This window comes from Stutzerimonas sp. KH-1 (assembly GCF_054483855.1).
In genome coordinates this window covers 1,141,857-1,155,131 of the sequence record NZ_CM137011.1, presented here as the reverse complement: position 1 = coordinate 1,155,131, position 13,275 = coordinate 1,141,857, and the positions used below count along the sequence as shown (strand labels likewise).

Here is a 13,275-nt window from a genome sequence, read left to right as displayed (position 1 = left end):
GCAGGTGATCGACGATCAGAGGCGGCGCAGGTGACAGGTCACCTCTTCCCGGTCGTGATACAGCTGCTTGCAGCCGATGCTGGCCTTGACGCCACGTTCGGCCAGCCCGTCGGCGATACGTTCGAGCAGGCGCTTGACCTCGGCGTAGCGCTGCTTCATCGGCAGCTTGAGGTTCACCACCGCCTCGCGGCACAGGCCCTCGCCGATCCAGGTTTCCAGCAACGCGGCGTTGCGCGCCGGCTTCTCGACGATGTCGCAGACCATCCAGTCCACCGGCCTTTTCGGGCGGAAGGTGAAGCCATCAGCGCGAAAATGCTCCACCAGCCCGGAATCCATCAGGTCGGCGTTCATCGGCCCGTTGTCCACCGCGCTGACCTTGATATGCCGGTTGACCAGTTGCCAGGTCCAGCCGCCCGGCGCCGCGCCCAGATCGACCCCCGTCATGCCCGCCGCCAGTCGTGTATCCCATTGCTCGCGTGGGATGAAATGGTGCCAGGCCTCTTCCAGCTTGAGCGTCGAGCGGCTGGGCGCCTGGCGCGGAAACTTCAGGCGCGGGATGCCCATCGGCCACAGCGCGCTGTTGTTTGCCTCGGCGATGCCGGCGAACACCTCGCGACCGCTCTTGAACGTAAGCAGCAGGCGCGGCCCCTTGCCCTCTTCGTCGAGGCGACCGGCCTTGATCAGCGCCTTGCGCAGCGGCGCCTCGAACTTGCGACAGAAGTTGGAGAGCTCCTTGCCATCGTTGGTATCCAGCACTTCAAGCCATAGGCTGCTGCATACCGGATAGCTCGCCAGATGCGCCAGCAGCACGCTGATCCGGTCGGTTTCCGGCAGTTGCACGTACTCGCCACGCGCCCACTGCCGCGGAAAGATCAGCTCGGCGAAGCGTAGCCGACGCATCAGCTTCTCGGCACCGCCAGGTTCGCTGCAGATGAACTCGGCGCAGGCGCTGTCGGGCCGCGCCTTGGCATAGCCAGCGACTTCGAGGATGGCGGCGTGCTCACTGATTTCCGCACACACCTCACCCTCGAAACCGGGACGACAATGCAGCAACAATGTGTTCATGTTCGAATCCTGTCAGCGGTATGGCCTAGACCAAAGCGGCGCATCATAGCCGACCGCGGGAACCCTCGCCCGCATCGCCCGGTCCAGTGCAGTAGCGAAACACCTGCCCAAGGGCTAGTTTCAAAGCTCGTTCATCAGCCAGCCCCTCACCGTGTGGGCACAAGGAGATGAGGAATGCCTTCCCTGGATAGCCTGAAATGTCGCCGCAGCCTCGAGGTTGCCGGCAAGACCTACCACTACTACAGCCTCCCCGAAGCGGCCGCCCAGTTGGGCGACATCAGCCGCCTGCCAACCTCGCTGAAAGTGCTGCTGGAAAACCTGCTGCGCTGGGAAGACGGCGAGACGGTACGCGGTGAAGACCTCCAATCGCTGGCGCGATGGCTACAGACGCAGAGCTCCGAGCAGGAGATCCAGTACCGCCCCGCCCGTGTGCTGATGCAGGACTTCACCGGCGTACCGGCCGTGGTCGACCTCGCCGCCATGCGCGATGCCGTGGCCAAGGCTGGGGGAGATCCGCAGAAGATCAACCCGCTGTCGCCGGTGGACCTGGTGATCGACCACTCGGTGATGGTCGACCGCTTCGGCAGCGACCAGGCCTTCGAACAGAACGTCGAGATCGAGATGCAGCGCAACGGCGAACGCTACGAGTTCCTGCGCTGGGGCCAGCAGGCCTTCGACAACTTCAGCGTGGTGCCGCCGGGTACCGGCATCTGCCACCAGGTCAACCTGGAGTACCTCGGCCAGGTGGTCTGGACCCGCGAAGAGAACGGCGAAACCGTCGCCTACCCCGACACCCTGGTCGGCACCGATTCGCACACCACCATGATCAATGGCCTCGGCGTGCTGGGCTGGGGCGTGGGTGGCATCGAGGCCGAAGCGGCGATGCTTGGCCAGCCCGTGTCGATGCTGATTCCCGAAGTGATCGGTTTCCGCCTGAGCGGCAAGCTCAACGAAGGCGTCACCGCCACCGATCTGGTGCTGACCGTGACGCAGATGCTGCGTAAGCACGGCGTGGTCGGGAAGTTCGTCGAATTCTACGGCCCGGGTCTGGATCACCTGCCGCTGGCCGACCGGGCGACCATTGGCAACATGGCACCCGAATACGGTGCCACCTGCGGCTTCTTCCCGGTCGATCAGATCACCATCGATTACCTGCGTCTGACCGGCCGCGACGAAGAGCGTATCGCGCTGGTCGAGGCCTACAGCAAGGCGCAAGGCATGTGGCGTGACAGCGACTCGCCGGACCCGGTGTTCACCGCCACGCTGGAACTCGATCTCAGCCAGGTACGCCCCTCGGTGGCCGGTCCCAAGCGTCCGCAGGATCGGGTCACCCTCGGCGACATCGGCGCCAACTTCGACCTGCTGCTGGAGACCGCCGGGCGCCAGGCTCAGGCGGATAGCGCGGTGCCGGTCGCAGGCGAAAACTTCCAGCTCAAGCATGGTGCAGTGGTGATCGCAGCGATCACCTCGTGCACCAATACCTCTAACCCGAACGTGCTGATGGCCGCCGGCCTGGTCGCCAAGAAGGCAGTGGAGCGCGGCCTCAAACGTCAGCCCTGGGTCAAGTCCTCGCTGGCGCCGGGCTCCAAGGTGGTCACCGACTACCTCGAGCGGGCCGGGCTGACCCGCTATCTGGACCAGCTCGGCTTCAACCTGGTGGGCTACGGCTGCACCACCTGTATCGGCAACTCCGGGCCACTGCCGGACGCCATCGGCCAGGCGATCACCGACAACGATCTGATCGTGTCGTCGGTGCTGTCCGGCAACCGCAACTTCGAAGGCCGCGTGCATCCGCTGGTCAAAGCCAACTGGCTGGCCTCGCCGCCGCTAGTGGTGGCCTTCGCCCTGGCCGGTACCACGCGAATCGACATGGATCGCGAACCGCTAGGCTACGACGGGCAGAACCAGCCGGTGTATTTGAAGGACATCTGGCCAAGCAGCGCCGAAATCGCCGAAGCGGTGGCACGCATCGACGGCGAGATGTTCCGCAGCCGCTATGCCGACGTATTCAGCGGTGACGAGCACTGGCAGAAAATCCCGGTCAGCGCCGGCGACACCTATCAGTGGAACGCCGGCTCCAGCTATGTACAGAACCCGCCGTACTTCAAAGATATCGGCCAGCCCCCGACGCCGCCTGCGGATGTCGAGAACGCGCGAATACTCGCCCTGTTCGGCGACTCCATCACCACCGACCACATTTCGCCCGCAGGCAATATCAAGGCCAGCTCTCCAGCCGGCCTGTATCTGCAATCGCTGGGCGTGGCGCCGGATGACTTCAACTCCTACGGCTCGCGCCGTGGCAACCACGAAGTGATGATGCGCGGCACCTTCGCCAACATCCGCATCAAGAACGAGATGCTCGGCGGCGAGGAAGGCGGCAACACGCTCTACCAGCCGAGCGGTGAAAAGCTCTCGATCTACGACGCTGCCATGCGCTACCAGGCCGAAGGCGTGCCGCTGGTGGTGATCGCCGGCAAGGAATACGGTACCGGTTCCAGCCGTGACTGGGCCGCCAAGGGCACCAACCTGCTCGGCGTCAAGGCGGTCATCGCCGAAAGCTTCGAGCGCATTCACCGCTCCAACCTGATCGGCATGGGCGTGCTGGCATTGCAGTTCGTCGGCGAGCAGACGCGCCAGTCGCTGGGCCTCAATGGCACGGAGAAGTTGTCGATCCGAGGGCTCGGCGCGGACATCAAGCCTCGCCAGCTGCTTACCGTGGACGTCGAGCGAGCTGACGGCTCGCGTGATTCGTTCCAGGTGCTAAGCCGGATCGACACGCTGAATGAGGTCCATTACTTCAAGGCCGGTGGCATCCTGCACTACGTATTGCGCCAACTGATCGGCAGCTGAGCGCAGAAAGAAAAACGCCGGTGCGAAGTCCTTTCGCACCGGCGTCAGCCACTCCCTTGGCATCGAATCTCCAGCCACCTGGGCCTCCATGCACGGGTCCGGCTCCCTGAACTGGTCGCCGCAGCCTTCTCGAGCGCAGCGTCCGGACATGCACCGACATTGCCGGAAAAGCATTGCAGAAAGATTAAGCCCCGACGTCCGCCAGTCGCCTGTATCGACAAAGCTGATTCTTGAATCAGCTTTTTCCCTCAAGATCGCCACGCTACGGCCGACCCATTGGTCAGCCTGAGACCGAATTAAAACTATAAAGGTCAGGTGCGTCATTCCGAGAACACTTCTATGCCAGGCGTGAAAGTCGATGCGTAACAACCAGCCCGTAACCCAGCGTGAGTATGCCTTCCCCGATCAGCAGCGCCTCATCTCGACCACCGACCTGAAAGGCCAGATCACCTACTGCAATGACATCTTCGCCGAAGTCAGCGGTTTCAGCCGCGACGAGCTGATTCGAGCGCCACACAATCTGGTGCGCCATCCCGATGTGCCGCCCGCGGTGTTCGAACACATGTGGGTAACCCTCAAGCAGGGCAAGCCGTGGATGGGTATCGTGAAAAACCGGCGCAAGACCGGTGATCACTACTGGGTCAACGCCTACGTCACGCCGATCCTGGATCAGCAACGCCAGGTAACCGGCTATGAATCGGTGCGGACCAAGCCGAGCCGCGAGCAGGTCCAACGGGCCGAAGCGCTATATGCCCGACTGAACGCCGGCAAGAGCGGTGTGCCCCGCCGCAATAGTTGGCTTCCGGTATTGAAGAAATGGCTGCCGTTCATCCTCGTCAGCCAGGTCGGCTTTTTGGTAGGCGCTTCCTTCGATCACGCGATCGGATTCGTCGCGGCCGCGCTGCTGTCCGTTCCGCTCGGGCTTGCCGGGCTGCATTGGCAACAGCGCGGTCTGCGGCGCCTGATGCAGCTTGCTCAAGAGACCACCAGCGACCCGCTTATCGCCTGCATGTACACCGATAGCCGAGGCGTCGAGGCCCAGCTGGAAATGGCGATGCTCAGCCAGCAGGCGCATCTGAAGACCTGCCTGACCCGCCTGCAGGACACGGCGGTGCAACTGCAGGGCCAGGCCAAACAGGCCGATACCCTGGCGCAGAATTGCGCCAACGGCTTGGCGCAGCAACATCAGGAAACCGAGCAGGTGGCCACGGCGATCAATGAGATGGCCGCAACGACGCAGGAAGTGGCCAGCAACGTCGCGCTGGCAGCCGACGCCACGCGTGAAGCCAGCCGGCTGACCGTTCACGGGCGCGAAGTCACCGCCGACACCCGCAAGGCGATTCAGCAGCTATCGGAATCGGTCAGCAAAGCCGGCGAGTCGGTCAACCAGCTGGCAAGCGACAGCGAGGCCATCGGCAGCGTGGTCGATGTGATCAAGAGCATCGCCGACCAGACCAACCTGTTGGCGCTCAACGCTGCAATCGAGGCCGCACGAGCCGGTGACAGCGGCCGCGGCTTCGCGGTGGTCGCCGATGAGGTGCGTCAGCTGGCGCAACGTACCGCGGCAGCCACCGGCGAAATCCACCAGCTGATCGAGAAGCTGCAATCGCAAGCTCAGCATGCGGTGTCGACGACCGAGCAAGGCCGTGTGCACGCGGCCCGTGGCGTCGAGCAGATGATCCAGGCAGACCAGGCCCTGAGTGGAATCAACGAGGCGATGGGCAACATCATCGACATGACCACCCAGATCGCCTCCGCCACCGAAGAGCAGAGCGCAGTGGCCGAGGAGATCAGCCAGAACGTCAGCACCATCGCCCGCCTGGCCGATCAGACGTCCGGCGACGCGCGCAGCTCGGCATTGCTCAGCGAAGCGCTGACCGCAACGGCCGAGGGCCAGTATTCGCTGGTCGAGCGCTTCAACCGCTGATCGGGTAACCCGCCCGGTCAGCCAGTTGGGCGGCCGACCGGGCCTGAAGCCTAGGCCAAGTCTCGCAGAAACGTCGCCACTGCCGTGACCGCGGCGTTCATGTGCTGATCATGCGTCAGACCGGAACGCTTCAGCGGCTTGAGATCGTGGTCGGCGGCGGCCAGCCAGTGCAAGCTGATGGCAGCTGACAGCGGGTACTGCTCGACTGTCGCGCGGTTACCCAGCGCATCACGCTCGCCCTGTACGATCAGCGTAGGCGTGAGCAATTTCTCCAGATGGACGGTGCGCGTTTTCTCCGGCTTTCCGGCCGGGTGAAACGGATAGCCCAGACACACCAGACCGTCGACACCCAGCTCGTCGGCCAGCAGGCTGGCCATTCGCCCACCCATGGACTTGCCACCGATGGCCAGCAGTCCTGTGGCCTGCTGTCGCACCTCGGCATGGACCTCCCGCCACTGAGCCAGCAGCTGCGCCTGCGGGCTGGGTGGTCTTTTGCTCGCACCCAGGCGCCGCGCGGCCATATAGGCGAATTCGAAGCGGCATACCGCAACCCCGCGTGCGGCAAGGCGTACGGCTACTTCCTCCATGAACGGACTGTCCATCGGTGCCCCGGCGCCATGCGCCAGGATCAGGCTCGCCCAGGCGTCATCCTGCGGCCGGTTCCACCTGACGAGATACCCTTTGTCACTTTGTGTGTATTGACCCGCGTCAATACCGGCAGATTGCCCTTTCCCCATCCTTGCCCCGCTTTCTATTAGAAAGAAAAAACTGCTCATTACCCGTGGATGGAAGCCCATACATGAACACAGCAACCAGTACCGCCTACAGCTACAAGGTGGTCCGCCAATTCGCCATCATGACGGTGGTGTGGGGAATCGTCGGGATGGGGCTCGGCGTTTTCATCGCAGCACAATTGGCCTGGCCTTTCCTGAACTTCGACCTCCCATGGACCAGTTTCGGTCGTCTGCGCCCATTGCACACCAACGCGGTGATCTTCGCCTTCGGTGGCTGTGCATTGTTCGCGACGTCCTATTATTCGGTCCAGCGCACCTGCCAGACCACTCTGTTCGCGCCGAAACTGGCCGCGTTCACCTTCTGGGGCTGGCAGCTGGTCATCCTGCTCGCCGCGATCTCCCTGCCGCTGGGCTTCACCAGCTCCAAGGAGTACGCGGAACTGGAGTGGCCGATCGACATCCTGATCACCATTGTCTGGGTGGCCTATGCGATCGTCTTCTTCGGCACGCTGGCGACGCGCAAGGTCAAGCACATCTACGTCGGCAACTGGTTCTTCGGTGCCTTCATCCTGACCGTGGCGATTCTGCATATCGTCAACAACCTGGAAATGCCGGTCACCGCGATGAAGTCCTACTCGGTATACGCCGGGGCGACCGATGCCATGGTCCAATGGTGGTACGGCCACAACGCCGTGGGCTTCTTCCTCACCGCCGGCTTCCTCGGGATCATGTACTACTTCGTGCCAAAGCAGGCCGAGCGTCCGGTGTATTCCTACCGCCTGTCGATCGTCCACTTCTGGGCACTGATCACCGTCTACATCTGGGCCGGTCCGCACCACCTGCACTACACCGCGCTGCCGGATTGGGCGCAGAGCCTGGGCATGGTGATGTCGCTGATTCTGCTGGCTCCGAGCTGGGGCGGCATGATCAACGGCATGATGACCCTCTCGGGCGCCTGGCACAAACTGCGTAGCGACCCGATCCTGCGCTTCCTGGTGGTCTCGCTGGCGTTCTACGGCATGTCGACCTTCGAAGGTCCGATGATGGCGATCAAGACCGTCAACGCCCTCTCCCACTACACCGACTGGACCATCGGCCACGTACATGCCGGCGCCCTCGGCTGGGTTGCCATGGTCTCCATCGGCGCGCTGTATCACCTGATCCCGAAAGTGTTCGGTCGCGCCCAGATGCACAGCGTCGGCCTGATCAACACCCACTTCTGGTTGGCCACCATCGGCACCGTGCTCTACATCGCTTCGATGTGGGTCAACGGTATCGCCCAGGGCCTGATGTGGCGCGCGATCAACGACGACGGCACGCTGACCTACTCCTTCGTCGAAGCATTGGAAGCCAGTCACCCCGGTTTCGTGGTGCGGATGATCGGTGGTGCGATCTTCTTCGCCGGCATGCTGGTGATGGCCTACAACACCTGGCGCACCGTGCAGGCTGCCAAGCCCGCCGAGTACGACGCTGCCGCGCAGATCGCCTGAGGAGCCTAGGTAAATGAAATCGCACGAGAAACTAGAAAAGAACGTCGGCCTGCTGGCCCTGTTCATGATCCTGGCGGTGAGCATCGGTGGCCTGACCCAGATCGTCCCGCTGTTCTTCCAGGACGCCGTCAACGAGCCGGTCGAAGGCATGAAGCCCTACACCGCGCTGCAGCTGGAAGGCCGTGACATTTACATCAAGGAAGGCTGCGTCGGTTGCCATTCGCAGATGGTGCGCCCGTTCCGCGCCGAGACCGAGCGCTACGGCCACTACTCCGTGGCCGGCGAAAGCGTCTACGACCATCCGTTCCTGTGGGGCTCCAAGCGCACCGGTCCGGACCTGGCCCGCGTTGGCGGCCGCTACTCCGACGACTGGCACCGTGCGCATCTGTACAACCCGCGCAACGTCGTACCCGAGTCGAAGATGCCGTCCTACCCATGGCTGGTCGAGAACACCCTCGACGGCAAGGACACCGCCAAGAAGATGACCGCTCTGCGCACCCTCGGCGTGCCCTACACCGACGAAGACATCGCCGGTGCCCGGGATGCCGTCAAGGGCAAGACCGAGATGGACGCCATGGTCGCCTATCTGCAGGTACTGGGTACGGCTCTGACCAACAAGCGCTAATCACAGCCTAGAAAAATGACGGCTGTCACACCAGCCGTCAGGGACTTCAATCGCGGACAGCCAGAGTTGCTCGGGCTGTCCAGGAGTAGCACATGAGCACTTTCTGGAGTGGATACATCGCCCTGCTGACGCTGGGCACCATCGTCGCTCTGTTCTGGCTGATCTTCGCCACCCGCAAGGGCGAGTCCGCCGGCACCACGGACCAGACGATGGGTCATGCCTTCGACGGCATCGAGGAATACGACAACCCGCTGCCCCGCTGGTGGTTCCTGCTGTTCATCGGCACCCTGGTGTTCGGCATCCTTTACCTCGTGCTCTACCCGGGCCTGGGCAACTGGAAGGGCGTCCTGCCGGGTTACGAAGGTGGCTGGACTCAGGAGAAGCAGTGGGAACGTGAAGTCTCGCAAGCCGACGAGAAGTACGGCCCGATCTTCGCCAAGTACGCTGCCATGTCGGTGGAGCAAGTGGCACAGGACCCGCAGGCCGTGAAAATGGGTGCCCGTCTGTTCGCCAACTACTGCGCCATCTGCCATGGCTCCGACGCCAAGGGCTCCCTGGGCTTCCCGAACCTGGCCGACGACCACTGGCGCTGGGGCGGTGATGCGGCTTCGATCAAGACCACCATCCTGAACGGCCGTATCGCCGCGATGCCGGCCTGGGGCCAGGCCATTGGCGAAGAAGGCGTGAAGAACGTCGCCGCCTTCGTGCGCAAGGAGCTCGCCGGCCTGCCGCTGCCCGAGGGCACCGACGCCGATCTGGGCAAAGGCAAAGAGGTCTATGCACAGACTTGCGCCGTTTGCCACGGCCAAGGTGGTGAAGGCATGGCGGCGCTGGGCGCGCCGAATCTGCAGCATGCTTCCGGCTGGATCTATGGCTCAAGCCTGACCCAGCTGCAGCAGACCATCCGCCATGGTCGCAATGGCCAGATGCCTGCTCAGCAGCAGTATCTGGGTGACGACAAGGTTCACCTTCTCGCCGCCTACGTTTACAGCCTGTCGCAAAAACCGGAACAACTCGCCAAGCAGTGAGTCATTAAAGGGCGGTACACTCGTACCGCCCTTCCCACCTTGTTCCCAAGCAAGTTCCCGAGCGCTGCGACCATCTGTCGCATCGCGAGCTGACCAGCGCCCTTTCCCCTCTTCGCTTGCCCTCCTAAGCTTTGCTTTCGACTCGCCGCCCTGCCTAGAACCATAAGGCGAAGTCACCATTCCTGCGCGCCGGCCTGGCGCGTAAAAGCCCCTTGGCAGAGCATGGAAAACGCTTGAAATCAGGGGTTTGGAGAGCAAAAGGAGCCTTGGCGTCGTTTGCATTGCCCCCCTGCTTTCTCCATACTTGCCGCCGTTTTTGCCTTCGAAAATGCCATTAGCGTGGAAGCCTTGCATGAGCACAGCAATAAGTGAGACTGCTTATAACTATAAGGTGGTTCGCCAATTCGCCATCATGACGGTGGTATGGGGAATCATTGGGATGGGTCTGGGTGTCTTCATCGCCGCGCAGCTGGTGTGGCCCGCACTCAACTTCGACCTACCATGGACCAGCTTCGGCCGCCTGCGACCGTTGCACACCAACGCGGTGATTTTCGCTTTTGGTGGTAGCGCGCTGTTCGCCACGTCCTACTATGTCGTCCAGCGCACCTGCCAGGCGCGACTGTTCTCCGACAGCCTCGCCGCTTTCACCTTCTGGGGATGGCAAGCCGTGATCGTGCTGGCGGTCATCACCCTGCCGCTGGGCTACACCAGCTCCAAGGAATACGCGGAACTGGAGTGGCCGATCGACATTCTGCTGGCGATCGTCTGGGTCAGCTATGCGCTGGTGTTCTTCGGCACCATCATGAAGCGCAAGGCCAAGCACATCTATGTGGGTAACTGGTTCTTCGGCGCCTTCATTCTGGTCACGGCGATGCTGCACATCGTCAACAACCTGGAAATGCCGGTAAGCCTGTTCAAGTCCTACTCGATCTATTCCGGTGCGACCGACGCCATGGTCCAGTGGTGGTACGGCCACAACGCCGTGGGCTTCTTCCTGACCACCGGCTTCCTGGGCATGATGTACTACTTCGTGCCGAAGCAGGCCGAGCGTCCGGTGTACTCCTATCGCCTGTCGATCGTCCACTTCTGGGCGCTGATCACCCTTTATATCTGGGCCGGCCCGCACCACCTGCACTACACCGCGCTGCCGGATTGGGCGCAGAGCCTGGGCATGGTGATGTCGATCATCCTGCTGGCTCCGAGCTGGGGCGGCATGATCAACGGCATGATGACCCTCTCGGGCGCCTGGCATAAGCTGCGCACCGACCCGATCCTGCGCTTCCTGGTGGTCTCGCTGGCGTTCTACGGCATGTCGACCTTCGAAGGTCCGATGATGGCGATCAAGACCGTCAACGCCCTCTCCCACTACACCGACTGGACCATCGGCCACGTACACGCCGGCGCCCTCGGCTGGGTAGCGATGATCACCATCGGTTCCATGTATCACCTGATCCCGAAAGTATTCGGTCGCGAGCAGATGCACAGCATCGGCCTGATCAATGCGCACTTCTGGCTCGCCACCATCGGCACCGTGCTCTACATCGCCTCGATGTGGGTCAACGGCATTACCCAGGGCCTGATGTGGCGCGCAATCAACGAAGACGGCACGCTGACCTACTCCTTCGTCGAAGCGCTGGAAGCCAGCCACCCAGGCTTCATCGTCCGCGCCGTGGGCGGTGCCTTCTTCCTCACCGGCATGCTGCTGATGGCCTACAACACCTGGCGCACCGTGCGTGTCGCCAAGCCAGCCCAGTACGACGCTGCCGCGCAGATCGCTTGAGGAAACGGATAGATGAAGAACCACGAAATACTTGAAAAGAACATCGGTCTGCTGACCCTGTTCATGATCCTGGCGGTGAGCATCGGTGGTCTGACCCAGATCGTTCCGCTGTTCTTCCAGGACGCCGTCAACGAGCCGGTCGAGGGCATGAAGCCCTACACCGCGCTGCAACTGGAAGGCCGTGACCTGTACATCCGTGAAGGCTGCGTCGGCTGCCATTCGCAGATGGTGCGCCCGTTCCGCGCCGAGACCGAGCGCTACGGCCACTACTCCGTGGCCGGCGAAAGCGTCTACGACCATCCGTTCCTGTGGGGCTCCAAGCGCACCGGTCCGGACCTGGCCCGCGTTGGTGGCCGCTACTCCGATGATTGGCACCGTGCGCACCTGTACAACCCGCGCAACGTCGTGCCCGAGTCGAAGATGCCGTCCTACCCGTGGCTGGTCGAGAACACCCTCGACGGCAAGGACACTGCCAAGAAGATGACCGCTCTGCGCACCCTCGGCGTGCCCTACACCGACGAAGACATCGCCGGTGCCCGGGATGCCGTCAAGGGCAAGACCGAGATGGACGCCATGGTCGCCTATCTGCAGGTACTCGGCACTGCACTCACCAACAAACGGTAACGCATGATGGAAATCGGGACTCTTCGCGGCCTGGGCACAATTCTGGTATTCGTCGCCTTCATCGGCGTGGTGCTCTGGGCTTACAGCAGCAAACGCAAGAACAGCTTCGACGAAGCCGCCAACCTGCCCTTCGCGGACGACGAGACCGACGCCAAGAAGCGTGATGAAGAAGCTTCCAGGAGTAAGAAATAAATGACCTCGTTTTGGAGTTGGTACGTCACCCTGCTGAGCCTCGGCACCATTGCCGCGCTGGTCTGGCTGCTACTGGCAACTCGTAAGGGGCAGCGCCCCGACAGCACCGAAGAAACCGTCGGCCATTCCTATGACGGCATCGAGGAATACGACAATCCGCTGCCGCGCTGGTGGTTCATGCTGTTCGTCGGCACAGTCATCTTCGCGCTCGGCTATCTCGCCCTGTATCCCGGCCTGGGCAACTGGAAAGGCGTCCTGCCTGGTTATGAGGGCGGCTGGACGCAGGTCAAGGAGTGGCAGCGCGAAATGGACAAGGCCGAGGAGCAGTACGGCCCGCTGTATGCCAAGTACGCCGCCATGCCGGTAGAAGAAGTGGCCACCGATCCCCAGGCGTTGAAGATGGGTGGCCGCCTGTTCGCCTCGAACTGTTCGGTCTGCCACGGCTCCGACGCCAAGGGTGCCTATGGCTTCCCCAATCTGACCGACAACGACTGGCTGTGGGGCGGTGAGCCGGAAACCATCAAGACCACCATCCTGCACGGCCGTCAGGCCGCAATGCCGGCGTGGAAGGACGTGATCGGCGAAGAAGGCATTCGCAACGTGGCTGGCTATGTTCGCAGCCTCTCCGGCCGTGATACCCCAGAGGGTATCAGCGTCGACATTGAGCAGGGTCAAAAAATCTTCGCCACCAACTGTGTAGTCTGCCATGGACCGGAAGCCAAGGGCGTTGCAGCCATGGGCGCGCCGAATCTGACCGACAATGTCTGGTTGTATGGTTCCAGCTTCGCCCAGATCCAGCAGACCCTGCGCTACGGTCGCAATGGCCGCATGCCGGCTCAGGAAGCAATCCTTGGCAACGACAAGGTGCACTTGCTGGCAGCCTACGTCTACAGCCTGTCGCAGCAACCGGAGCAGTGATCCACAAGGGTCGGGGGTGACGACCTGTCGCACCTGACCCCA

At 62.5% G+C, this 13,275-nt stretch carries 11 protein-coding genes; 9 read left to right on the top strand and 2 right to left on the bottom strand.

Going from position 1 to position 13,275, the window contains the following annotated elements; genetic code table 11:
• Positions 1-15: 15 nt before the first annotated feature.
• On the bottom strand, positions 16-1,065 hold the full coding sequence (gene rlmM / locus ACX1DW_RS05645; protein WP_230724942.1) for a 23S rRNA (cytidine(2498)-2'-O)-methyltransferase RlmM: 1,050 nt from the start codon (positions 1,063-1,065) through the stop codon (positions 16-18).
• A gap of 174 nt (positions 1,066-1,239) precedes the next feature.
• On the opposite strand from rlmM, the gene acnA reads away from it, so the two are divergent.
• Both acnA and ACX1DW_RS05635 read left to right on the top strand, forming a co-directional pair.
• Positions 1,240-3,915 carry an aconitate hydratase AcnA gene (gene acnA, locus ACX1DW_RS05640; protein WP_458992978.1) on the top strand — a complete coding sequence of 892 codons (2,676 nt, stop codon included), beginning with the start codon at positions 1,240-1,242 and terminating at the stop codon, positions 3,913-3,915.
• Between the two features lie 358 nt (positions 3,916-4,273).
• The gene (locus ACX1DW_RS05635; RefSeq protein ID WP_133456981.1) at positions 4,274-5,842 is read left to right on the top strand and encodes a methyl-accepting chemotaxis protein; all 1,569 of its coding nucleotides are present in this window, start codon (positions 4,274-4,276) and stop codon (positions 5,840-5,842) included.
• 50 nt (positions 5,843-5,892) lie between these two features.
• Here ACX1DW_RS05635 and ACX1DW_RS05630 read toward each other — a convergent pair whose 3' ends face one another.
• Positions 5,893-6,579 carry an alpha/beta family hydrolase gene (locus tag ACX1DW_RS05630; protein WP_458992977.1) on the bottom strand — a complete coding sequence of 229 codons (687 nt, stop codon included), beginning with the start codon at positions 6,577-6,579 and terminating at the stop codon, positions 5,893-5,895.
• Between the two features lie 62 nt (positions 6,580-6,641).
• Here ACX1DW_RS05630 and ccoN (ACX1DW_RS05625) point away from each other — a divergent pair, with 62 nt between their 5' ends.
• From ccoN (ACX1DW_RS05625) to ccoP (ACX1DW_RS05595), 7 genes are all read left to right on the top strand, one after another.
• Positions 6,642-8,066 (top strand): cytochrome-c oxidase, cbb3-type subunit I, encoded by a 1,425-nt coding sequence (gene ccoN / locus ACX1DW_RS05625; protein ID WP_110777313.1) that lies wholly within the window; start codon positions 6,642-6,644, stop codon positions 8,064-8,066.
• 13 nt (positions 8,067-8,079) lie between these two features.
• Complete coding sequence (gene ccoO / locus ACX1DW_RS05620; RefSeq protein WP_102841306.1) at positions 8,080-8,691, top strand: cytochrome-c oxidase, cbb3-type subunit II; 612 nt, start codon at positions 8,080-8,082, stop codon at positions 8,689-8,691.
• A 92-nt stretch (positions 8,692-8,783) separates the two neighbouring features.
• Positions 8,784-9,719 (top strand): cytochrome-c oxidase, cbb3-type subunit III, encoded by a 936-nt coding sequence (gene ccoP, locus ACX1DW_RS05615; protein WP_133456979.1) that lies wholly within the window; start codon positions 8,784-8,786, stop codon positions 9,717-9,719.
• A gap of 352 nt (positions 9,720-10,071) precedes the next feature.
• Entirely contained in the window at positions 10,072-11,499 is a 1,428-nt protein-coding gene (gene ccoN, locus ACX1DW_RS05610) for a cytochrome-c oxidase, cbb3-type subunit I (protein WP_110777315.1), read from the top strand.
• A gap of 12 nt (positions 11,500-11,511) precedes the next feature.
• A complete protein-coding gene (gene ccoO, locus ACX1DW_RS05605; RefSeq protein WP_063543403.1) occupies positions 11,512-12,123 on the top strand; it encodes a cytochrome-c oxidase, cbb3-type subunit II in 612 nt (203 codons plus the stop codon).
• 6 nt (positions 12,124-12,129) lie between these two features.
• On the top strand, positions 12,130-12,315 hold the full coding sequence (locus tag ACX1DW_RS05600) for a CcoQ/FixQ family Cbb3-type cytochrome c oxidase assembly chaperone (protein ID WP_003301805.1): 186 nt from the start codon (positions 12,130-12,132) through the stop codon (positions 12,313-12,315).
• Positions 12,316-13,233, top strand: coding sequence for a cytochrome-c oxidase, cbb3-type subunit III (gene ccoP / locus ACX1DW_RS05595; RefSeq protein ID WP_102841308.1), 918 nt, complete (start codon positions 12,316-12,318; stop codon positions 13,231-13,233).
• Positions 13,234-13,275: the final 42 nt, after the last annotated feature.